Raw genomic sequence first — 21838 nt, 5'->3', positions numbered from 1 at the left:
TTTATCTGCGATAAAATTAAATACTGCTTTCAACAATAATAAACTGATTGTCAACAAACACCAGATCTCTGTTGGGAGAAGCTACAAACAAGAGTTTGATGCTTTTGTAGACACTGTTTCTAAAAACAAACTGTTATAATTTCTCTAATTTTATTTCACAAAATTTCAATTTTACTATTTATTTTAAATTAATTTTGTAATTAAATCTTACGTAAAGGTTTTTCAAACTGTTTTTCAATACATTACATCCTTCCAACGATCAAAAACCTATCGCAAACAAGCATCGCAGCACTTTAATAAAAAAGAATTAATCTCATGGTTACCAAACTTTTATATAAACCATGAAATCCATAGCATCAGCAGATGATCACGTATCAATATTAAAAAAAAGTGTTACTTTTGCTTTAACGAATAAAATTGTTTTTTAGCTTTTTTATGAGTAAATTTATGTGCACCAAGTTATAAAACATTAAAATTCATTCCATGAGAAAAATAATTCTACTTATTACATGTATGTTCGGTATTTCAGTTTTCTCACAGATCAAAGTGTTGAAAAATGAAAGTTTGGTGGAAATTGGTAAAGATAATTCCGTTGGTCTCTATAAAAAGGAAGATAAATTTACAGTCAACTACCAGGATCTGAACACCAGCAACCTGAACACAATCCGCTCTTTTTCATTCCAGAATCTTAATGGTGATGTGGCCGGATTATATAAGCTTATTATGGATGGTTTTGTTACCACTCCAGAAGAAAATGTTGTATTGGAACTTCCCAATGACATCATAGAACTTCATTATGAAAAAAACTATGGTCAACAAACCATGCAGTTTATCCAGGTGATCAACAAAAACAGAAAGTACATTGGAAAATCACAGTTTTTAACCCAAAAACAGGTGGAAAAAATTTTTGGAAGAACCAATGGAAAGTATGCGATGTATGACAAACCGGCCACGATAAACCCAACGGGTAATAAGGGAACCACAAATACAGCCTCTACAGCAACTCCGGCATCAGGCGGAGCCAAGAAAAAATCAAGAAAATAATTATATTTTATAAATATTGCGAAACTCATTCTATCGGATGAGTTTTTTTATTTTATTTTTGCAGAAAGATAGTAAAACTTATGCCGCTTCAGATAATCAATTTAACCAAAAAATTTGGTGAACAGACTGCCCTTGACAACATCAACATTTCTATTGATAAAAATGAGATCATCGGTCTTCTTGGCCCAAACGGTGCCGGAAAATCTACCCTGATGAAATCTATTGTCGGTGCACTGAAAATTGATCAGGGAGAAATTATTTTCAATGGAATGAATATCTCAGACCATGAGATCGAAAGCAAAAAGAAAATCGGTTTTCTTCCTGAAAATAATCCGCTTTATCTGGAGATGTATGTGAAAGAATACCTTCAGTTTGTTGCCAACATCCACAAAATTTCTGAATCCAGGGTAGATGAGGTGATCGAACTGGTAGGAATTACTCCCGAAAAATCTAAAAAGATCGGCCAGTTATCTAAAGGATATAAACAGCGTGTAGGGCTTGCACAGGCCATTATTCATCAACCGGATTTACTGATTCTGGATGAGCCTACCAACGGTCTTGATCCTAACCAAATCATTGAAATCCGTAATGTGGTAAAAGAAATCGGACAGCAAAAGACTGTTTTACTTTCTACCCACATCATGCAGGAAGTGGAGGCGCTTTGCTCTAGAGTCATTCTGATCCATAAAGGAAATATTCTTCAGGACTGCCCTATTGATGAGTTTAAAGGTAAATTTGAAAGCCTGGAAGATGCTTTTGCAAGTTATACCGCATAAAAGTATGAGATCGCCCGAAAGTTTTTCGGGCGATTTTTTAGTTTTTAATGATATATCCTACAGGTGCTGTAAATTTTAAAATCTCATACTTTTTATAGTGGATCCAGAATTTATTCTTGTTATTAAAATCCTGATTCATGTAAAGTGTATCTTTTTGAGGCATAAGCACAACATAAATATCTTTATCAACAACTCTCATTTTCTCGCTTACAAGATGAATATCCGACAATTCTCTTTTTGAAAAAAGTGAATTTTTCTGTTCTATTTTTGAAGCATTTATATTTTTTACAAGTTCATTTTTAACCATATGATTGCGTACTGTAATCATTAAAAAAAATAAAATCAAGCTGATAAGCATACCCAAAAAGGCCCAAGAACTTTTTTTCACAATTTCACAATAGATTTCAATAATAGAGAAAACAAAAAAACTAATAATCAGTAATGTTATAATGAGCTGAACGATATAAATCATTTTAAAAATTCAAAATTTGAGTTAAGTTTAAATTATTTATCAATTGAGTTAAGAATTGTTATCAGGCTTTTCTTCAGAAGTAGAAACAGTCTCTCCATTTTTCTTCTGAACCTGTTCCAACAGCTGAAGTCCTAAAAGCCCGCTGATTCCTCCATTCGCAGAATCTCCGCTTCCTCCGATTAACACTTCAGGCATTATTCTTACATTCTGATTCGCTATATTTTCCATGATTTTTAATTGGGTAAAATTATTGCCGCCCATTGCTTCCACAGACAGTTTGTAAGATTCTGCATTAGATTTACCGATAGCCAGAATTTTTTCTGCTTCAGCATTACCGGTCAACGAAATCTGCTCAGCACTTGCTTTGGCCAGCAACTCTATTTTTTCTGCTTCGGCTTTTGCGAGAAGTCTAGTTTTCTCAGCTTCTCCGGTTGCCAGCAGTTTCAATCGGTCTCCTTCCGCGTTTGCCTGCAGTCTTACAGAATTGGCGTCTCCGGTTGCTTTTTTCACCGATGCATCTGCAATCCTTTCTGCAATCACAACCCCCTGATCTGCTTTTACAATTTCTTTCTGCATATCCGCAACAGCCGTTTCTTTTTCCAGCGCCTGACGGCTTTCCTGAGCCAGCATTTCAGTTTCATAAGTTATTTTCTGCTCTTCCGCCAGTTTTCTGTCTGTTAGAGTTTTCATTAAACTTTCCGGTGGAACAATAGCTCCAATCAAAGTATCAACAGCATTCACGTTATATTGTTCCAAAACACTGCTGATGTGGTCTTTTGCCGACTGTTGTCTTTCTTTTCGTGTCCCTAAAAATGCAATCACATCACTGTCCTGCGCTGAGTTTCTGAAATAATTCCCAATCGTAGGCTCTAAAACCTGACTTACAAGATTGATCATATTCCCGAAACGGGCAATTACTTTTGGAGCTTCATAAGTTGGAATATGAATGATCTGGGAAACATCAAGATTAAAAGGGAAACCGTCTTTACTTCGAACGGTAATCGTTGAAAGATTTTTATCAAGTTGATGAGATTCGCTTCTTTCATAAGCCCAGTTCAAAACTAAGTTGGTGGTAGGAACAAGCTCAACCTTCATAATATAAGGATTAATAGGATATTTTCCCGGACCAATGGGTTCTGCCCATACACCTTTATAGCCTTTCTCTACGATATTTCCATGTTTAAAATCGACTCCGCTGAGGTCTTTTCCTTCTTCACCTACATAGCTGATGATTACTCCGACATGACCGATCGGAATTTCCGTCATTTTTACCATTTCAACTTTTGTAAACCAGGGATTCAGAAAATAGGAACCAGCCAGGATTACCTGCTCCTGAAGGCCTTTATATCCTCCGTTACTTAAAAAAGTGTCTACATCCTGGAACTTATTATGATCATTGATAATTTTACCGGCAATCTGACCTTCTTCTAAAGGACTTCCTTCCATTGTTGTGATAATTCCCACCGCATTGTCAGGAATTTGAGTCATCTCCGTTAATTCTACTTCAAATAATAATGTATTGATCCTGTATGATCCCGGTGCAATAATCGCAGTCTGGCGGCCTTTTCTTCCTCCGTTTTTTAAAAAGGCTTCAGCATCCTGAAAAGAATCGCAGTCTACTTTTCTGGCTAAGATCCTTCCCGTTTCCAGTTCTATACCGTCTTTTGCCAGCAGTAACCCTATTTTACCCGTCGGAATCACTGTAAAAGATTGAAAATCGATAGAATACTGCCAGATCCATTTTCCAAAATATACTCCCGGAGCCAATGTTTGAGCCTGAAAACCTGCTTCTCCGTTGGTGGCAATAATTCTGCCTTCCGGAAGTTCCTGTTTTCCTACCAACACAAATTTTTTGGTCACCAAACCGATTTTGTCCTGGGGAACAATAATCAATCCAAAGAAAATTCTTAAAATGAATTTGTAAAAAAGTACGCACAAAAGCGCCATTACGGCCGGAATCATCCAGCCATGAAAACCTAATTCCATAGTTTGTTTTTGTTTTTTAGTTAAATTTTAAAACGGGGATTGCGCTCTGATTCTTCAGAATACGAAAAAACAGAGTACGAATTATGTGATAATTCTTTCGAAAAAATTAAGAAATTACAGGAGGAGATGTATTAAAAATCGTGAAGATGATTTCTGATACTTTTAATAGAAAAAACTTAAAGTTAATTAGTTTCATTTTGATAATAAAGGAACGAGATCCTTTGATGATACAAATGTACATAAGAAAAGTATTCAGTTGTTTCAGAATTTGATACTATTTCGCCAACAAAATAGTAATCAACTGAAAATCAACAATATTATTTTCAAGAACCCATAAATAAAAGTCCTAAGAACTTCTTTTTCAGAACGATACCCGGCCTATTTAATGAAAATTGGCTCTATATTTGATAGAGTCTGAAATGTTAACCAATAACCACTCAATATGATAAAGCATATTTTATTAGGGACTTTCTGCTTAGCTCAGTTTTCTTTTGTTCATGCTAAAGAAGTTCCCGCTCCGAAGACAGACGGTTTTATAACTTCTTCTGCCCTTCAGCAGGTACCGAAAACTGTTATTATTAAAACCAAAAAGTTCAAGATCAGAATCGACAAACAACCGAATGGCAAGTACCTTTACCAGTCGTGGAATGCCAACGCAAAGATTACGGCAAAACCAAGCATGATCATCAGTGACGGAGAGTTGATTCCTGATGGTACAGGAGGCAACTATTATATCAACTTCAATAATGAGGGGCACAGTTATCAGATCTGGAGAAATTATCTTACAGATTCTCCGAAAAAAGCACCTTATACATTAGTTGTAAATGATGCGGATGACCGTGAAATCGTTCGCCAGGACGGATATGTCGTGAAAAATTAGAATTATAAAAGAGGGAAGCTGAAAGAATGAGGCTGAAAAGTTGTTATAGTCTGCCTATAACTTCTCTTTTAGAACCCAAGATTGTTTTCCTTTCTTATAAAATAAAAGTCCTGTATTGATTAATGCAGGATTTTTTTATGTTCCGGATTGTTTTAATTCTGTGAAAAAAGTACTTTCTTCATAGCTTTCTTTTGCTGCTTTGTAACCGATATTGAAAATCTCTTCCAGTCTGTCTTTTCTCCGTTCGAAAGTTCCGTAGGAAGATAATTTTTGGGAAGAAATGAACCAGTCGCAGTAATCAAATTTTATTTTTTCGATCCTGTAGGACAGAAGGTCGTAAGAGCGGGAAACAATAGCTTTAATAGAGTTTAGATCCTTAATCTTTGCTTCATTGGGTGGAGATACAAATACACCGATCAGCTTATCACAGTCTTCTCTGATGATATCTGCCGGAAAGTTATTCAGTACTCCTCCATCACAATACATTTCATCACCGATGATATAAGGAGTGGTAATTCCCGGAATAGAGCATGAAGCAATAATGGCATCAACAATCTCAAAGTCTTTATCAAAAATCTTCTGAGTTCCGGCGACAAGCTCTGTGGCTACAATTTTCACCTCGATATCAAGATCTCCCAATTTCATATCATGGAAAATAGGTTTCAGATAGTTTCTGAAGATCACTGAAGAAACCAAGCCCGGCTGATTGAAGGTAAAGTGCTTCCAGTTGAAAAAATAGACGGAATTGAAAAATTCCAGGATTTCTTCCGGAGTTTTTCCTATAGCGTGCAGACATCCTACAATAGAACCTGCGCTACAGCAGGAAAGGATATCGACTTCAATTCTTTTTTCCTGTAAGAATTTTAATACTCCTGCATGAGCGATTCCTTTGGTACCGCCTCCTGATAAAACAAGTCCTACTCTCTCAAAATTCATTGAATAAATGTAAGAAAACAGGCTGAAATAATTAAGTTAATTTTTATAAATATGCTGATTTTAAAATTATTTTAAGAAAAATCATTATAATCACATCAAAATTCAATCAAAATAATTCTAACTCCTTAAGCAGCATGTCCTTCTATCTGCTATTAAAACCCATACTTTTCAAATTAATGTAAAAATGATCATTCAGATATTAAAATATATACTGTAGTTTTTTACTTTTATCAAATCAATTTTTAAGAATGAGCCTTGTAAAACAAATCATTTAAAGTGAACAATAATAATGACTTAAAAGACCTTGCCAAATTATTTCTGAAGCTGGGAATCATTGGATTTGGAGGCCCTGCAGCCCATATTGCAATGATGCAAAAAGAAGTGGTAGCTGAAAAGAAGTGGCTGACAGATCAGGAATTTCTGGATCTTATTGGAGCTACCAATCTTATTCCTGGTCCTAACAGTACTGAAATGGCAATACATGTAGGACGTGAAAGAGCAGGCTGGAAAGGACTTATAGTTGCCGGGCTTTGTTTTATATTTCCTGCGGTTATTATTACCGGTATTTTTGCATGGCTATACAAAGAATATGGCCAACTTCCTGAAGTTTCTCCTTTTATTTATGGAATAAAACCTGCCATTATAGCGATTATAATAGGTGCTGCCTTCCCATTGGCAAAAAAATCAGTAAAAACTTTCCCATTAGCAGCTGTGGGAGGAATTGTTCTCCTATGTTCTTTTTTTAAAATCAATGAGATAGTATTAATGTTCGGAGCCGGACTTTTAATATTGATAATAGAGTATCAAAGAAATAAAAAACTGAACAATTTTATTTTTATTAGCCCACTTCAGTTTTTACTATCCGATGCTTCTTCTCTGCTTAATTTAAAATTATTCTGGATCTTTCTGAAAATCGGAGCCATATTATACGGAAGCGGATATGTTTTATTCGCCTTTCTGGATACAGAGCTTGTTTCAAGAGGGATTATTACCCGTCAGGAACTTATAGATGCAGTCGCCGTAGGCCAGTTTACTCCGGGGCCTGTGTTTTCTTCGGTGACATTTATCGGATATCAGATCAATGGACTTTCGGGGGCTTTGGTATCTACTTTAGCCATATTCCTTCCTTCTTTTATATTTGTTGCTTTATCTGGTCCTTTCGTAAATAAAATGAGAAATTCTGCAACATTTTCTTCTTTTCTTAACGGTGTAAATGTGGCTTCTGTAGCTCTCATTCTGTCTGTATGCATCACGATGGGAATTGACAGCATTACCGACTGGAAAACAATCCTTATCGCCTGTATAAGTATAGCTGTTGTATTCGGATTAAAAAAAATAAATAGTGCTTTTGTAGTTATTGGAGGAGCGTTACTGGGTTATTTGTTATATTTTCTGACGTGAATATGGAATAAACAGTAAACATTTTCCATAAAAAAACCACCTCAATACATGCGCAGGGATAATTATAATTACTAAAAAACCGGAAAAACTATTGTTTCTCCGGTCTCCTTATTATTTAATTGATGTCAATCGATGACAGCCAATACTATATTAAATGTGAATTACCTCACCATAAGCAGCAGCAGCAGCTTCCATAATCGCTTCAGAAACTGTTGGATGCGGGTGGATAGACTTGATGATCTCGTGACCTGTAGTCTCTAGTTTTCTGGCTACAACAGCTTCAGCAACCATATCAGTTACTCCTTCACCGATCATGTGGCATCCTAACCACTCACCATATTTAGCATCAAAAATCACTTTGATAAATCCGTCTGTGTTTCCGTTTGCAGTAGCTTTACCACTTGCAGAAAGAGGGAATTTACCTACTTTGATTTCGTATCCTTTTTCTTTAGCCTGCTTTTCAGTAAGACCTACAGATGCTACTTCAGGGTGGCAGTAAGTACATCCAGGGATATTGCCATAGTCGATTTTCTCAACGTGCATTCCTTTGATTTTCTCAACACAAGTAATTCCTTCTGCAGAAGCCACGTGAGCCAATGCCTGAGTTGGGATGATATCACCGATCGCATAGTAACCAGGTACTGAAGTTTCATACCATTCGTTTACCAATACTCTTCCTTTGTCTGTCTGGATTCCTACTTCCTCTAATCCGATGTTCTCGATATTAGCAGCAATACCTACAGCAGATAATAAAATATCAGCTTCAAGGGTAATGTTTCCGTTAGCTGTTTTCACTGTAGCTTTTACTCCTTCTCCGCTTGTATCAACACTTTCTACAGAAGCGTTTGTCATGATCTCGATTCCTGTCTTTTTAAGAGATTTCTCTAAGTGTTTAGAGATTTCTTCGTCTTCTACAGGGACGATGTTTGGCATGAATTCAACAACAGTTACTTTAGTTCCCATTGTGTTATAGAAATCTGCAAATTCTACCCCGATAGCTCCAGAACCTACAACGATCATAGATTTCGGCTGCTCAGGAAGAGATAATGCCTGTCTGTATCCGATTACTTTTTTACCATCCTGCGGTAAGTTTGGTAATTCTCTTGAACGAGCTCCTGTAGCGATAATAATGTGAGTACCTGTATATTCAGTTACTTTTCCTTCTTTATCTGTAACAGAAACTTTTTTACCTTTCTGTACTTTTGCAGTACCAAGAATTACGTCAATCTTATTCTTTTTCATCAAGAATTCGATTCCTTTGCTCATTTTGCTGGCAACACCACGGCTTCTCTGAATTACATTCGGGAATTCAAAGCTTGCCTCCACTTTATTCAAACCATAATCTTCAGCATGGTTGATATAATGAAAAACCTGAGCAGATTTCAATAAAGCTTTAGTTGGAATACATCCCCAGTTAAGGCAAATTCCTCCTAAATTTTCTTTCTCGATAATTGCGGTTTTGAAACCTAATTGCGCTGCTCTGATCGCAGTAACATATCCACCAGGACCACTTCCAATGACAATAATATCGTAATTCATTACTTTAAAAATTTTTATGCGAATTTAAGGAAAAATATTGGATGTTTCATGTTTCTTCAGACCGATCTTAAAATGCATCAATAAAGCCATTTTTATTCAATTCCAAATAAAGAAAGAGAACACAAAACGCATTCTCTTTCAATAAATTTTCCTTTACATTGAAAACTTCTTAAATTCCAAAATATAAAAAACAGCTTTTTTTATTTTAATAACTGTAAAAATTCTGTATTATTTCGCCTGTCTAAGTAATCGCTTTTCAGTCGCATATCTTTGATTTAAGGCTTTCATCTGGTCTCTCTTCATCTGTTTGGTAGCAAGCGGATGATTAAGGATCAGCTTTTTCTCAAGATTGTATTTTTAGTAAGCTCCTGCATTTTAATATTCTCCAACTCGCTTTTTGAAGGATGTGGGGGAACTGGTGGATGTTTCTGTGCAGAAACACTCATGGATAAACCTAATAACAGTACTGTTGAAATTAATAACTTTTTCATAATGCTCATATTTTTGAATGATTTCAATTAATTCAATATTATTAATGAAATTCATTCCGGTTCATGATAAATCTTGCATATATCATACCAAGATTTTCATAAGAAATAAAAAGGGGAATGTATTCATGGTTATTTATTAAAGGACGATCTATTTTTCATACATTTATTCATCTTTTAAATAAGCACTTATGAAGAGTTTTCCCAAAAAAACTCATCTTACCAGAGACAATATCTGGCTGAAAGAACCGGAAGATCATGATTTTCCGGCAGCTCAGGACTATCTGGAATTGCTTTTTCAACCTGATGAAGTTGAAAAAATGGTTGAAAAATTAAAGGCTGCTCCTACTATTATAAAGAAGTCGAAAGACATTTTAAGAGCCAGTAAACTTACCTTGTTACCGGAAACCAATATTCATGTGAAAGAAAACCTTAAAAAAGTAGAGAAAAACAAAAAACTTTCCCCGATATTGCTTGTCAGAGGGCAAAATGAGCTGATCATTGCGGATGGTTATCATCGCCTGTGTTCCAGCTATTATCTTACTGAAGACTTGGAAGTCCCTTGCAGATTGATTTAATTAATTTTCAAAGAATAACTCCTATCACCAACGAGTGATTTTTATTAAAATCATCTTAAATATTCATTTCTGAGTGATTTTTAGCTACTTTTTTTATATTTTTGTCTTAATTAAATTATACAATATGAAAAAATACATTTCGATTTTTTTATTGGCTGCTGTTCCCTTAACCGCACAAGTAGGTATTAATACAACAACACCTAACAGTACGCTTGCCGTAAACGGTTCTTTAAGGGCTGGTTACACTCAGATTACTGCTACAACGTATAATATTCTGGCTACTGATCATTATATTACTTATAATGGAACTGCGGATGCCACGTTTACTCTTCCCGTCATAGGAACAGGGACCACCAGTTTTACAGGAAGAATTTATAAGATCAAGAACATTTCAGCAAATGCTATTACACTGCAGGCTTCCAGTGGAAATACCTTAAGAATAGACAACACACCGGTGGCATCTTTTGTAATTCCTACAGGAGCATATGCTGAGGTAGTAAACAACAGCAATACTTCCGGAGGAACATGGGACCTGTCTTTCACAGTTCTGCCTAAACCAAGCAATGTAGAGATTTACGGTACACAGCTTTTCATTCCTCCTCATGCCCTTGGAACGGCGGCTCTTGCTGACTGGACCAATCACGCTAATGCAGGTTACGATTCAGGTACTGCAACAGACAGATGGTGGATCGTGAGTAAAACATCTGTGGACAGAGCCCAAACTGCTTCCTACTCCAATGCCAGCAGAATGACCCTTGTTTATGAATATCAGGGAACTCCTTTCAATGTTACCAATATGTATCCTATTCTTACTGCAGGAAACAACTCAAGTTTCCCGGATGTGTTTACAGCATCTTTTGTAAGTCTGGCCAATAATGGTACAGGTGGTAGAACCAGGCTTACTGTATCTGTTGCCCGTGTAGACTTTATCGGTACAAATGGTGCCACGACCAATAACAGTAACTGGGCAGGAACATTCCTACTGAACGTGCTGCTGGCAAGAAAGTATTAAATATCTTCAATATAATATGTAAAAAGAGCAGACTTTTCTGCTCTTTTTTATGGTTATAAAACTTCAATATTTTGTTTTAAAGGAAGGTTCTTCGATGAATTACCGATCATAATTCTGTACGTTCCCTTTTCTACAGTCCAGTCCATGTTTTCATTTAAAAACTGTAGTTGTTTTACCGGAACTTCTATAGTGACCGTTTTTGATTCTCCCGGTTGTAATTCGACTTTCTGAAAGCCTTTGAGCTCAATAATTGGTCTTGACACTGAAGCCAATACATCTCTTACATATAGCTGAACGACTTCACTCCCAGCTTTTGAACCTGTATTTTGTACTTTGACTTTAGCAATCACAGTGTCATTTTCTGAATATTGGGCTTTGCTCAATTGCAGGTCAGAAATTTCAAAAGAGGTATAACTGAGTCCGAAGCCAAACGGATATAGTGGTTCTCCACTCAGATCATAATAATCATTTCCTCTTCCTGTTGGATGGTGATTGTAAGTTAAAGGTAACTGCCCTTCCTGAACCGGAAAAGTGACCGGTAGTTTTCCGGATGGATTTTCAGCTCCGAAAAGCGTTTTTGCTACCGCATTTCCGCCTTCTTCTCCCGGATACCAAATGTCTAAGATGGCTCCTACTTTATCTTTCCACGCTGTTGTTTTTATGGCAGAGCCGCCTACCAGAAGAACTGTTACAGGTTTCTTCAGTTTTGAAACCTCATGAATAAACGCTTCCTGATTTCCAGGCAAACTTAATGATGATCGGTCCTGAAATTCACCTTCATGAATTCCAGCCGTAACAAGAATATAGTCTGCTTTTTGGGCAAGATCTAAAGCTTCCTTAAAATCTTTCTGATAATCATATAAACTATAGTTCCAGATCAATTCTAAATTGGCTTCGCCACGATTTTCATGAAATTCAATCTTAATATCATATTTTTTCCCTTTTATAAAATCTACATCCACTGTTTTTGTAGAATAGCTCAGCTTTTCCCATTGATCAATCACCAATTTCCCATCCAGGTATAATCTGAAGCCGTCATTTCCACGTAAGCCTATCTGATATTTTCCGGAATTGGGAGCTTCCAGTTTTCCGGTCCACCGGATACTATAATTATCCGGCTGCAATTTTTCCGGATCAGGAGAATACAAAGTCCATTTAAAATTGAACTGTTCATCCTGCTTTTCAAAGACCGGATTGCCTTTTAAATCCGTATTGGAAAAATAGCTTCCTTTTAATCCTTTTTTGTTTTCGGAGGATAAATATTCATTTGAAATAGAGGTAAAGTCTTTTACATTCCAATCAATTCCCTTCGAATATATAACTTCAAGGTCTGTATTTTTCACATAACTTTTAAGACCATCCAGGATATTTACTTTTTTGTTTCCAGGCCCTGAATACCCTCCTAATCTTGCATCCACAGCATCTGTTCCCACTACAAGAATTTTTTTAACATTTCCAGGAATAGGAAGCGTATGATTATTATTCTGAAGCAAAACAAAAGACTCTGCAGCTGCTTTTTCTGCCAAAGGTTTGTGATTGAGTTTTTTTAATTCTTCAGTTTCCTTAACAGAAACATAGGGGTTTTCAAATAATCCAAGTTCAAATTTCGCTCTTAATACTCGTGAAACAGCATCATCAATTCTTTCTTTTGAGATTCTTCCATCCAAAAAAGGAGGAATAAACAGTTGATAATGTTTATATTCCGTCTGAAAAATCACATCAAGCCCGGCATTGATAGCCTGTGCAGAAGCATCATCATAATCTTTTGCTGTAAAATGGAGAACATTGGCTCCTCCTACCGCACTTGCATCACTGATAACAAATCCTTTGAAATTCCAGTCTTTTTTTAGTTTTTCAGTCAATAACCAATGATTGGCGGTTGAAGGTTTTCCATCAAGCAAATTATAAGAAGTCATCACAGAACGGCTTTTTCCTTTTGTAAAAGTATTGTGAAAAGGAATTAAATGGGTTTCTTCCAGATATCTTTTGCTCCAATGAATAGGGTAAGAATCTCTTCCTCCTTCTCCTACATTCGCTAAAAAGTGTTTAGGTGTGGTAATAATTCCCATATTCTCAAATGAATTGACAAAGCTGGCTCCTATTACGGAGGTCAAAAATGGATCTTCACCATAGGTCTCTTCTGTTCTTCCCCATCTCACATCGCTGGCAAGGTTTACTACAGGGGTCAGAATCTGGCGGATTCCTCTCAATTTTGATTCTCTTGCAATGGCTGTTGAAACATTGGTCATTAATTCCGGATTAAAAGTAGCTGCCAGACCTATTGCCTGCGGAAAAGCGGTAGCACCTTCCCGAACCAATCCGTGTAAGGCTTCATCAAAAGGAATGATGGGAATTCCCAATCTTGATTCTTCAACGAAATATTTTTGAATGGCATTGATCTTTCTCACCAATTTCTCTGCATCTTCGCTGGCATTGTATTTTAGCAGTTGTCCTGCTGCTCCGCCCCCTGATTTCCTGCGCTCACCTGAAGTCCAAAAATTCCATGTGAATATTGTCCTTTCGGGACGTTATCCAAATCTCCGGGAATCATAAAACACTGCCAGAATTTTTCTTCTGGGGTCATTCTCTTCAACAGATCCTGAATTCTGTTTTCAATGGGCTGCTTGGGATCTTTATACAAAGGTTTTTGAGCAAAAGTAATCACAACATTCAACAATAATGCGGCTCCGGCAAGTTTAAAACAAATACATCTCATTATTGAACGATTTGAATTACAGTTGAATATTTTAATTGAGTTCTTTCTTTCGGCAAGTTAATTTCAATTGAATTCCCTGATTTTTTCCATTGAATTTTGTTTGATAAGCCTAAAACTTTCAAAGATTTCGGTTTAAAATGATCAGGAATGGTAAACCTTAATGTTGATGGAGACTCATAATTTGTTTTGTCATCCAAGTGAAAAATATTCAATGTTTTTCCATCTTTGCTTTGTGTATAATAAAATTTTCGTCGTGATAAGGCGCAATGCTTCTTGTTGCAAAAACCGCAGAATGATTTTTATCCATCCAGCCTGAAATTTGCTGTAACCTTTCATATACAATGGGATCGTAATCTCCGTTAGGTCCTGGTGCAATATTCATAAGGTAATTTCCACCTTTTGAAATGATTTTCACCAATGTTTCAATGATCTTCTGGGAGGTCTTATAGTTGTCATTGGGAACATAAGAAAAGGAATCTCCCATGGTGATGCAGCTTTCCCAGGGAATGGAAAGAGCATGTTCCGGAACTGCCTGCTCAGGAGTAACATAGTTTTCCCATTTTCCCGGAACGGTGCGGTCTACAATGATGATTCCCGGCTGATTTTTTCTAGCCATCGTGCCTATTTTGTCCATATTGATGTCCTGCTCTACTTTGATCGTGCGCTGCCATTCTACTTTTGGATCTATGGTATGAAAAGGACGTACCCAGCCTCCATCCAGCCAGAGAATATCAACTTTCCCATAATTGGAAGTAATTTCGTTCAGCTGATTGAAGGTGAATTTTTTAAAACTCTCCCATCTTTCCGGATATTTTTTGGATCATAGTTGACATTTCTGTCTTTGGGTGGAAAATAGGACCACCAATAATCATCGGAATGCCAGTCTGGTTTTGAAAAATAAGCTCCTATTTTAAATCCTTCTTTTCTGAAGGTATTGAAAATTTCTCTCGTCACATCAGATTTTGGATTTTTTGAAAAAGGGGTTTTAGGAGAAGTGATTTTATAATCTGACTGACGGGTATCAAACATGGCAAAACCATCATGATGCTTGGTGGTAAAAACCACATATTTCATTCCGGCCTTTTTTACTGCATCTGCCCATTTCTGAGGATTGAACTGGGTTGGATTAAAAGTTGTCTGAAGATTTTCATAATTCTTCACATATTCGTAGTAAGATTTCCCGTGTTCAGGTTTTCTCTGTGTCCATGATTCATCTTCCGGGCATAAGCTCCAACTTTCAACGATTCCCCACTGGCTGTAGGTTCCCCAATGCATAAACAGCCCGAATTTCATATCCTGCCACTGCTCCAGATTCTGGACAACCAACGGGTCTGTAGGCTTCTGATAACCTTCTGATACATTATGAGCTTGTGAAAAAGCGATTGAACTTATTAAAAAGGATGAAAGAAAAAAGGGTTTTATTTTGGATATAACCAGCATATGGAATAGTTTTCCGCTAATTTAATTATCCTTTGGGAAACCCACAAACATTAGGATTCCAGGAGATTAAGAATCGCTTCATCAAATGTAGAATATGAAAACTTAAATCCGTTTTTTATAAGTTTTTCCGGATAGACGTTTCTGCTTTTTAATAATAATTCCGTTTCTGTATTCAGGAATATGGAGGCTATTTCGAGCTGCCATACAGGAGCATTAAGTCCAAAAGGAATTCTTATTTTATTTCTCAGTTTTCTCATCATGCTTTGATTGGAAAGAGGGTTCGGAGCGGTTATATTTACTGTTCCCGAAAGATTCACATTCTGAATAATACAGTTTACGGCTCTACAGAAATCATCAACATGAATCCAACTTACCATCTGATTTCCCCCTCCCTGTTTTCCTCCTAAACCCAGTTTTGTAATCATTTTCAGTTTGGGAAAAGCACCGCCAGTATTTCCCAGAACAATAGAAGTTCGGAGAGCAACTTTCCGTATTTCTTCATTTTTAACTGCAAAAAATTCGTTCTCCCAGCTTTTGCATATATTCATGGAAAAATCATCTCCTACAATTCCGTTTTCTTCTGTATTGAGGTGCTTTTCAGAATGAACGTAAATGGTTGCAGAACTGGCATTCAGCCATATTTTTGGCTTTTCAGAACATTCATCCACCGCTTTCTGTAATATTCCTGTGCTGTTGATTCTTGAAGAATAGATCTCCTGTTTATTTTTCTCATGATAGCGGCAATCCACAGATTTCCCTGTAAGGTTGACGAGAACATCTGCGCTTTCAAGGCTGGTTTTCCATTCACCTAGTGTTTGAGCATCCCAATAGATTTCGTTTTTACGTTGAGGATTGCGGGTAAGGATGTAAACCTGATTTGCTTTTTCTGTAAAGTATTTTTCTAAGTTTTCGCCGAGAAATCCGGAGCCTCCGGCTATGATTATTTTCATGGTTTGAGATTTAATGTTTTGGGTTCAAAGTTTAAGGTTTATGGTTTGCCCACAGATTTCACTGATTGGCACAGATGATCCTGGAGAGAGAAAGATGTTCTTTACTCTTGTACTTTTTAATGAATGTATTTTTTGGTTTTGACCTGAATTTCTGAACCTTCGGCAAGCATTACAGAAAGAGGTTTCTGATGATTCAGGCATTCAAAATCATTTCCATAGATCTTTTGAAAATCTACTTCTAACTGATATTCTTTTACAGTATACCATTCCCATTTCGGATGACAGACTTCATATTCAGAAGTTGTGTTTTCTTTTTTGGTAAAGCCAAAATAATGTTCTGTGATGAATTCAAATTCTGAATTTTCTTCCATAGGTTTTGCTACATTTTCAGCCATAATCTGAATGGAGTGCCAGTTTTTATCCTTCCATGAATAGCGGATCAGCAGTTCATCCTCTCCTTTTTCCATCTGATTTTTCATGGGCATGGTATGATAATTTTCTTTGTAAATAGAATTGGCGACCATGCTTAATGCAGGTTTGGGGACAATTTCTTTAATAAACACCACTCCTCTTTTCCAGATTCCGTTTTCTTTTTTCTTTACATAAAATCTTAGATTCACTTCTTCAAAATTCCGGTGAAAGGGAATTGGCAGTCCCAGTAGTCTGGTATTTAAAAACATGAATCCTACCAGGCTTACATAACATTTGCTTTTATAAAAATCGAGTTCTGTTCCTTTTGGAAGATAGGGCTGCAAAATTTCAGGATTGATCTCGTAATTGATGATGGCCAGTTTTCGCCATTCTGCTTTTAAAAAGTTCATAACTCTGTTTTTTTAGGTTAAAAAATCGCAATTCCGTCACGGACAGAAGATTCTGCAATAGTTTTAATCATTTCATTTCTTCGGATCAGAAAGTTTTTGAGATACGTTCTGAGGAAAACAGCATTAAACAGTTTTCCAATAATGCCCAGCGGAGATTCAAATTCGAAAATATCTGTCATCAACGTATTTCCGTTTACAGATTTAAAAATATGTCGGTGACGCATAGATTTGAATGCTCCTTTCTGCATGACATCAATAAACTGAAACGGTTTTTCCATGCTGATAATTTTTGTGGTAAGATTTTGATAAATTCCAAGATGTTTTGCACGCCAGGTTACAGTTTCATTTTTTTCAATCAATCCTGAAGTACGCCCTGCAATGGCTTTTTCATGAGACTTAGAAGTGGATTTCTGATGGAGATCAATATTTCTTGCCAGATCAAAAACATAGTAAATATCTGCTTTGATGACTGTGTTTAAATAGATGGTTGACATTTTTTAATAGGTTTTAGCGATTACATTTTAATTTATATAGTTGACAGAATAATTAATACTAATGCTGTTATTCTAAACAATATCCATGAAATGGTGGGATGATAATTCAGCTTTAGAATTCTGCATCTCCTGATATGTTCCACAAACATGATCAATACTACAATTCCAAAATAGATCATATAAAAAACAGGAGTAAAACTGGTCATCAGCGCAGGAATTAACAGTAAAGTTCCGATTAAAGAAACAGTCATCATATTTCCGAGATAATCCCAGATTTTATCTTTGAGATAAGTTTTTAAAAAGATAGTCTGCCAAAGGATCTGGCCAAGACAAACGGCAAATTCTCTCACGAAATTTCGCTCTAAATTCAAGTTCAGTTTACCGGAAAATACACTTAAGATATATGCCGAAAAAATAACAACAAGACTGATGTATGCAACTCTGTATTTCAGGTTAAAATCCGGAGCACAGGATTGTTCTGTATAGTCTTTTTGAGAAGGAATGATCTGTTTCCGGTTATAAGAAATTAAGGAATACAACTTTTTGAAAAACCAATACAAAGGCTTCATTCTTGCTATTTTCTCTAACAATGGAAAAGAGTTTCCAATGATGAGAAGCAGACTGTCTAATCCATATACAACTTCGTTTCTGTTATGATCTATCAATGCAATCTCATTCTTTGCCCGGTTGAAATCGATCAGGGTTTTATTTCTCAATGTGATTTCTGTAAAGGCTTCTCTTCCATCTTCATCCAGCATTCCGCATTTAGTAAAACCTTTGGAGTAGAGATTACACATAGGACATTCATCGTCGTAGATTAATGTGTGGTTTTTGAGCGTTTTCATAATTGTGATTTATAAGGTTCATAAGTAGTGTAACAGTCATAAACATACGCCGCTGCCATCACAGGGCTATATAAAAGAGCGGCCATTAAAACATATCCAAAAAAATCATTGATGTGTTTCTCTATAAACAAGATGGTTACAATAATCCAGATCGGTACTATTACAATTCCATACGCGATATACAATGCTGACTTTTTTGTTTTGAAAAACAGTTTGATCAGGAAACTTACCAATTGAGGAATTCCTACTATAAAATAAAACAGAACAAATCCAGACAAACCATCAAATATAAAAGCCTGAGGCCCAATTATTATAAAGAATAACTGAATGTAATAATCATATTTTACAAATGTTTTCATGGCAGCAATGGTTTTAAAGTGATCCTTTTCTTCTGAAATAAATAATCAGGAATAAGTGAATGATTAAATTTTTCATAATTATTATTCATTTAAAATTTTCAGTAATTTTTGAAACATATGTTCAAATAAAAACTAGTTTCTTTTCACATGAAGAATTTCAACCAGATCCAGATATCTTTTGTGCGATATGATGGAGAGTCCGTTTTTGATAAACTGATTTTTAAGATCTTCCAGGCTTTCATTTTTATTGATATAATGGAACAATTTTCCAAATTCATTCCCAAAAACCTTTGTCACAAGAACCTCTATATACCATTTCACACAATTGAATCTCCACTTTATTTTGGGTTTAACAAATTCTACAATGATAATTTCACCTTTCTCATTAATGATATTTGATAGTTTATCCGCAAAAATTGGCTTCTGGTCTTCTTCTATCGTCTTTGTCCCGTAAGAGCAAAGGATAATATCCATAGAATGGTCAGGAATTTGGCTTTCGAAAAAATCATTCCGGATCTGTTGTATTGACAATTTATTTTTGAATGTTGAAGCCAGTTTCATATGCATTGCTGATGAGAAATCCAGTGCTACAATTTCTGTATTATCATTGTGTTCCTGTATAAATTCTAAATTTTCTCCCTGCCCGCTCATCAAGTCCAAAACTCTTTTATTCCCGTAGCTTTTCACCTTTTGAACAGCCATTTTCCTAAACAGTCTGGTAAACCCTAAAGATGCAATTTCATTAATATAATATCTGGGTTGCAGATTGTCAAAATATTCTTGCAGATCATTCATTTTCAGATTGTTTTTTTATAGATTGTAATACATGGCTTTGCATTTTATCAATGATATAGCCGGACCATTTTTTCCAATACCAGGTAGGGGCAATTTTGTAACTGTATTTTGTTTTTGCAATTATCTTTGTTCTATTTTCTGATAGCTTTTCTAAAGTAATTTCACCATATTTTACAATAAAATAATCATGTAAATGTTTTGCATCAATATCTTTATAAGGTGTTACTTCTTTCATTGGAACAGTCTGATTTTCCAAGGAGAATTTCACTTTCTTATTTTCAATAAATTCATTGATGCTAAGATGTAAATCATCATTATTGGTCTGACAGCTATAGCCCAATTTTCCGTTTTCATTAACAAGTTTTATATTCTTTGGATAACTGACTCCTTTTTCAAACAGGATAAAATCAGGAGTATTGAAATTGATTTGTGTATTTAAAAGTTTCCAAACTTTTTCATTGGAAGAATTCACAATCATTTCTGTTGTAATAGTTTCCTCAATGGGTTTTGTATAGGTATCGAAAATATAAGATGCGGGATTGATAAAAAGAATAAATACTATAACACTTCCGGTATGTCGTTTTTCGTCAAATACTCCAATAATAAATCCAATATTGAAGCCCACGAACATCGCAAAGCCAATAAATGGAATAGCCATAATAATACAAATAGCTCCTTCAACGCCAGCTCCTATTAAAATAAGAGAGAAAATGACTAATCCCAAGACTATTTTTAAGATTGTCTTTAAAACGTTTATTAATCCAATGTTTTTAAAATACTTTACATAGCCAATGATAAATCCAATAGAAACCGGAATGGTGAAGAACAGTGTCACTCCATATTCACCTTTGGCAACCAGAAAAAACCATACGGCAACAATTAAAACAACAGTCAGAAAGAGACTTAAATAGAGATAACGTTTAAAAAAATTCTTCATTATATTATAAGTTTTATATTTTCAGTAATTTTTGAAAATTAATTTGAAATAAAAAAGGATTTTCATCCAGATTTATTTTATTGTAGCTTATTCTTTTTTAAATAGTCTTTCAGCGTATACCAAGTAGAAAATCTACATGTAGTGTCATTAATGGTATCCGATTTTCCTTTATGATAGAAAATATATTCATCTCTTGTGGTACACTCTCCATCTTCAGGAATTTCTCTTATTATATTTTCCGTTTTTACCAAATACGCCCATGCTTCTTTATCCAAAATTTTCAAACTACCATTTTTCAGGCGGAGAAAGTAATTCTTTCCCTTATTAAGTAATTCTTTCCCTTATTAATGATGATTATTGAATCTTTACCCTGATGAAAACATCCTCTTGATTGAAATACCAATTTTGCTTCCGAGTCTTTTAGATTTTCAAAAACAGCTTTTTTATTTTTTTTTAATAAATAATCAGGATTAATACTAACTCTGTATGTTTTAGATTCATCAACTTTTATTTCTTTTTTTATGGTTTCTCCAAAAAGATTTTCATAAACAAATGAATACTTTCCTTCTTTTAAACTGTCAAATTTTATATTGGAATTTAAGAAAAGAGCAGACCCTTCAGGTTCTAGAATTTTGAAAATCTTCCCATCCTTATAGATTTCAATTTTGTACAAATCGTGACGCCCATTATCATATTTATCAGAGTTTTCTATATGAATATCGAAATTTGCCATTACATTTTTCTGACAGCTCATCATCAGAGTTAAAAGACATAGTAATAAAAGGCCTCTCATTTCTTGAAAATTTATTTCAACAGATTGGTAATTTTTCCTACCAGCCAGTGGTCATCACTTTTTATCGCCAGATCCATGATGTTATTGATTTTTCCGGTGACAGAACTGAAATCATTCATCAGCTTGATAAATTCCTGAGCTTCTTCTGAATCTTTATCCTCAATATTTTTTAACTCTTCAAGAAAGGAAATGACAGGCTCTATTTCTCTTTTTCTTCTTTCTTTGGTAATTTGCTTGAACAAATACCATACATCTTTTTCTGCTACAAAATATTCTTTACGGTCGCCTTTTACAAATTCTTTCTTCACGATTCCCCAGTCTATCAGAGCACGAAGGTTCATATTGGCATTTCCTCTTGAAATCTCCAGCTGTTCCATAACTTCATCCGTAGAAAGAGGTTTTCCGCTCGCCAGAAGCAATGCATGCACCTGTGCCATCGTACGGTTGATTCCCCAATTGGTAGCAAAGGTTCCCCAGGTCTGAATGTATTTTTCTTTTGCTTCTGAAAGTTGCATTTTGTTTCCTTTTTAATTTCTGTAACAAATGTAATTATATTTTTTGAATTTTCAATAATTA

The 21838-nt window shown here is 35.4% G+C and carries 25 protein-coding genes; 6 read left to right on the top strand and 19 right to left on the bottom strand.

Annotation, left to right across the window (positions count from 1 at the left end; all coding sequences use genetic code 11):
- Positions 1–483 precede the first annotated feature (483 nt).
- Both KBP46_RS22725 and KBP46_RS22720 read left to right on the top strand, forming a co-directional pair.
- The gene (locus KBP46_RS22725) at positions 484–1044 is read left to right on the top strand and encodes a hypothetical protein (protein ID WP_062671985.1); all 561 of its coding nucleotides are present in this window, start codon (positions 484–486) and stop codon (positions 1042–1044) included.
- Positions 1045–1124: 80 nt separating this feature from the next.
- The gene (locus KBP46_RS22720) at positions 1125–1820 is read left to right on the top strand and encodes an ABC transporter ATP-binding protein (protein ID WP_114821775.1); all 696 of its coding nucleotides are present in this window, start codon (positions 1125–1127) and stop codon (positions 1818–1820) included.
- A gap of 37 nt (positions 1821–1857) precedes the next feature.
- Here the strand turns inward: KBP46_RS22720 and KBP46_RS22715 are convergent, their stop codons facing one another.
- Both KBP46_RS22715 and KBP46_RS22710 read right to left on the bottom strand, forming a co-directional pair.
- Positions 1858–2292 carry a hypothetical protein gene (locus KBP46_RS22715; RefSeq protein ID WP_062671990.1) on the bottom strand — a complete coding sequence of 145 codons (435 nt, stop codon included), beginning with the start codon at positions 2290–2292 and terminating at the stop codon, positions 1858–1860.
- A 48-nt stretch (positions 2293–2340) separates the two neighbouring features.
- Complete coding sequence (locus KBP46_RS22710; protein WP_216444257.1) at positions 2341–4278, bottom strand: SPFH domain-containing protein; 1938 nt, start codon at positions 4276–4278, stop codon at positions 2341–2343.
- Between the two features lie 442 nt (positions 4279–4720).
- On the opposite strand from KBP46_RS22710, the gene KBP46_RS22705 reads away from it, so the two are divergent.
- Positions 4721–5158 (top strand): hypothetical protein, encoded by a 438-nt coding sequence (locus KBP46_RS22705; RefSeq protein ID WP_120231743.1) that lies wholly within the window; start codon positions 4721–4723, stop codon positions 5156–5158.
- Positions 5159–5293: 135 nt separating this feature from the next.
- Here the strand turns inward: KBP46_RS22705 and KBP46_RS22700 are convergent, their stop codons facing one another.
- Positions 5294–6094 carry a patatin-like phospholipase family protein gene (locus KBP46_RS22700; RefSeq protein WP_120231744.1) on the bottom strand — a complete coding sequence of 267 codons (801 nt, stop codon included), beginning with the start codon at positions 6092–6094 and terminating at the stop codon, positions 5294–5296.
- Between the two features lie 276 nt (positions 6095–6370).
- Here KBP46_RS22700 and chrA point away from each other — a divergent pair, with 276 nt between their 5' ends.
- Positions 6371–7495, top strand: coding sequence for a chromate efflux transporter (gene chrA, locus KBP46_RS22695; protein ID WP_216444256.1), 1125 nt, complete (start codon positions 6371–6373; stop codon positions 7493–7495).
- A gap of 150 nt (positions 7496–7645) precedes the next feature.
- Here chrA and lpdA read toward each other — a convergent pair whose 3' ends face one another.
- Together lpdA and KBP46_RS23975 are read right to left on the bottom strand one after the other, a co-directional pair.
- Entirely contained in the window at positions 7646–9034 is a 1389-nt protein-coding gene (gene lpdA, locus KBP46_RS22690; protein WP_047378183.1) for a dihydrolipoyl dehydrogenase, read from the bottom strand.
- 332 nt (positions 9035–9366) lie between these two features.
- A complete protein-coding gene (locus KBP46_RS23975) occupies positions 9367–9525 on the bottom strand; it encodes a hypothetical protein (protein WP_253297119.1) in 159 nt (52 codons plus the stop codon).
- A gap of 188 nt (positions 9526–9713) precedes the next feature.
- Here KBP46_RS23975 and KBP46_RS22680 point away from each other — a divergent pair, with 188 nt between their 5' ends.
- A complete protein-coding gene (locus tag KBP46_RS22680) occupies positions 9714–10100 on the top strand; it encodes a hypothetical protein (RefSeq protein WP_216444255.1) in 387 nt (128 codons plus the stop codon).
- Positions 10101–10224: 124 nt separating this feature from the next.
- A complete protein-coding gene (locus KBP46_RS22675) occupies positions 10225–11112 on the top strand; it encodes a hypothetical protein (RefSeq protein WP_062672003.1) in 888 nt (295 codons plus the stop codon).
- A 53-nt stretch (positions 11113–11165) separates the two neighbouring features.
- On the opposite strand, the gene KBP46_RS22670 is transcribed toward KBP46_RS22675, so the two are convergent.
- From KBP46_RS22670 to KBP46_RS22615, 14 genes are all read right to left on the bottom strand, one after another.
- Entirely contained in the window at positions 11166–13520 is a 2355-nt protein-coding gene (locus tag KBP46_RS22670; RefSeq protein ID WP_253297118.1) for a beta-glucosidase, read from the bottom strand.
- A 32-nt stretch (positions 13521–13552) separates the two neighbouring features.
- A complete protein-coding gene (locus KBP46_RS23970) occupies positions 13553–13828 on the bottom strand; it encodes a hypothetical protein (RefSeq protein WP_253297117.1) in 276 nt (91 codons plus the stop codon).
- Positions 13829–14036: 208 nt separating this feature from the next.
- Complete coding sequence (locus KBP46_RS23960; protein ID WP_253297301.1) at positions 14037–14585, bottom strand: alpha-L-fucosidase; 549 nt, start codon at positions 14583–14585, stop codon at positions 14037–14039.
- A gap of 5 nt (positions 14586–14590) precedes the next feature.
- A complete protein-coding gene (locus KBP46_RS23955; protein WP_253297115.1) occupies positions 14591–15268 on the bottom strand; it encodes an alpha-L-fucosidase in 678 nt (225 codons plus the stop codon).
- Between the two features lie 50 nt (positions 15269–15318).
- Positions 15319–16218, bottom strand: a complete 900-nt coding sequence (locus KBP46_RS22660) for a TIGR01777 family oxidoreductase (RefSeq protein WP_216444254.1) — start codon at positions 16216–16218, stop codon at positions 15319–15321.
- A gap of 116 nt (positions 16219–16334) precedes the next feature.
- Entirely contained in the window at positions 16335–17039 is a 705-nt protein-coding gene (locus KBP46_RS22655) for a YqjF family protein (RefSeq protein ID WP_123279641.1), read from the bottom strand.
- Between the two features lie 17 nt (positions 17040–17056).
- Complete coding sequence (locus KBP46_RS22650; protein WP_123279642.1) at positions 17057–17533, bottom strand: SRPBCC family protein; 477 nt, start codon at positions 17531–17533, stop codon at positions 17057–17059.
- Positions 17534–17565: 32 nt separating this feature from the next.
- Positions 17566–18378 (bottom strand): DUF393 domain-containing protein, encoded by an 813-nt coding sequence (locus KBP46_RS22645; RefSeq protein ID WP_216444253.1) that lies wholly within the window; start codon positions 18376–18378, stop codon positions 17566–17568.
- Positions 18375–18737 (bottom strand): hypothetical protein, encoded by a 363-nt coding sequence (locus KBP46_RS22640; RefSeq protein WP_216444252.1) that lies wholly within the window; start codon positions 18735–18737, stop codon positions 18375–18377. Before KBP46_RS22640 ends, KBP46_RS22645 begins: the two co-directional genes overlap by 4 nt.
- Before the next feature lie 132 nt (positions 18738–18869).
- Positions 18870–19532, bottom strand: coding sequence for a class I SAM-dependent methyltransferase (locus KBP46_RS22635; RefSeq protein ID WP_216444251.1), 663 nt, complete (start codon positions 19530–19532; stop codon positions 18870–18872).
- Positions 19525–20469, bottom strand: a complete 945-nt coding sequence (locus KBP46_RS22630; RefSeq protein WP_062672017.1) for a hypothetical protein — start codon at positions 20467–20469, stop codon at positions 19525–19527. The genes KBP46_RS22635 and KBP46_RS22630 overlap by 8 nt, the downstream gene beginning before the upstream one ends.
- A 77-nt stretch (positions 20470–20546) precedes the next feature.
- On the bottom strand, positions 20547–20753 hold the full coding sequence (locus KBP46_RS22625; protein ID WP_216444250.1) for a hypothetical protein: 207 nt from the start codon (positions 20751–20753) through the stop codon (positions 20547–20549).
- A gap of 11 nt (positions 20754–20764) precedes the next feature.
- Complete coding sequence (locus tag KBP46_RS22620; RefSeq protein WP_216444249.1) at positions 20765–21202, bottom strand: hypothetical protein; 438 nt, start codon at positions 21200–21202, stop codon at positions 20765–20767.
- A 71-nt stretch (positions 21203–21273) separates the two neighbouring features.
- The gene (locus KBP46_RS22615) at positions 21274–21777 is read right to left on the bottom strand and encodes a GbsR/MarR family transcriptional regulator (RefSeq protein WP_034696386.1); all 504 of its coding nucleotides are present in this window, start codon (positions 21775–21777) and stop codon (positions 21274–21276) included.
- Positions 21778–21838: the final 61 nt, after the last annotated feature.

Origin of the sequence: Chryseobacterium sp. PCH239 (genome assembly GCF_018924625.1) — a bacterium.
Lineage (GTDB): Bacteria > Bacteroidota > Bacteroidia > Flavobacteriales > Weeksellaceae > Chryseobacterium > Chryseobacterium cucumeris.
Note: the sequence above shows the minus strand (reverse complement) of the source record. Positions and strands in the feature narration are given on the sequence as shown.

Coding starts and splice junctions, on each gene's coding strand:
- KBP46_RS22725 (WP_062671985.1), top strand. CDS start 484: ATGAGAAAAATAATTCTACTTATTACATGTATGTTCGGTATTTCAGTT.
- KBP46_RS22720 (WP_114821775.1), top strand. CDS start 1,125: ATGCCGCTTCAGATAATCAATTTAACCAAAAAATTTGGTGAACAGACT.
- KBP46_RS22715 (WP_062671990.1), bottom strand. CDS start 2,292: ATGATTTATATCGTTCAGCTCATTATAACATTACTGATTATTAGTTTT.
- KBP46_RS22710 (WP_216444257.1), bottom strand. CDS start 4,278: ATGGAATTAGGTTTTCATGGCTGGATGATTCCGGCCGTAATGGCGCTT.
- KBP46_RS22705 (WP_120231743.1), top strand. CDS start 4,721: ATGATAAAGCATATTTTATTAGGGACTTTCTGCTTAGCTCAGTTTTCT.
- KBP46_RS22700 (WP_120231744.1), bottom strand. CDS start 6,094: ATGAATTTTGAGAGAGTAGGACTTGTTTTATCAGGAGGCGGTACCAAA.
- lpdA (WP_047378183.1), bottom strand. CDS start 9,034: ATGAATTACGATATTATTGTCATTGGAAGTGGTCCTGGTGGATATGTT.
- KBP46_RS23975 (WP_253297119.1), bottom strand. CDS start 9,525: ATGAAAAAGTTATTAATTTCAACAGTACTGTTATTAGGTTTATCCATG.
- KBP46_RS22680 (WP_216444255.1), top strand. CDS start 9,714: ATGAAGAGTTTTCCCAAAAAAACTCATCTTACCAGAGACAATATCTGG.
- KBP46_RS22675 (WP_062672003.1), top strand. CDS start 10,225: ATGAAAAAATACATTTCGATTTTTTTATTGGCTGCTGTTCCCTTAACC.
- KBP46_RS23970 (WP_253297117.1), bottom strand. CDS start 13,828: ATGAGATGTATTTGTTTTAAACTTGCCGGAGCCGCATTATTGTTGAAT.
- KBP46_RS23955 (WP_253297115.1), bottom strand. CDS start 15,268: ATGCTGGTTATATCCAAAATAAAACCCTTTTTTCTTTCATCCTTTTTA.
- KBP46_RS22660 (WP_216444254.1), bottom strand. CDS start 16,218: ATGAAAATAATCATAGCCGGAGGCTCCGGATTTCTCGGCGAAAACTTA.
- KBP46_RS22655 (WP_123279641.1), bottom strand. CDS start 17,039: ATGAACTTTTTAAAAGCAGAATGGCGAAAACTGGCCATCATCAATTAC.
- KBP46_RS22650 (WP_123279642.1), bottom strand. CDS start 17,533: ATGTCAACCATCTATTTAAACACAGTCATCAAAGCAGATATTTACTAT.
- KBP46_RS22645 (WP_216444253.1), bottom strand. CDS start 18,378: ATGAAAACGCTCAAAAACCACACATTAATCTACGACGATGAATGTCCT.
- KBP46_RS22640 (WP_216444252.1), bottom strand. CDS start 18,737: ATGAAAACATTTGTAAAATATGATTATTACATTCAGTTATTCTTTATA.
- KBP46_RS22635 (WP_216444251.1), bottom strand. CDS start 19,532: ATGAATGATCTGCAAGAATATTTTGACAATCTGCAACCCAGATATTAT.
- KBP46_RS22630 (WP_062672017.1), bottom strand. CDS start 20,469: ATGAAGAATTTTTTTAAACGTTATCTCTATTTAAGTCTCTTTCTGACT.
- KBP46_RS22620 (WP_216444249.1), bottom strand. CDS start 21,202: ATGGCAAATTTCGATATTCATATAGAAAACTCTGATAAATATGATAAT.
- KBP46_RS22615 (WP_034696386.1), bottom strand. CDS start 21,777: ATGCAACTTTCAGAAGCAAAAGAAAAATACATTCAGACCTGGGGAACC.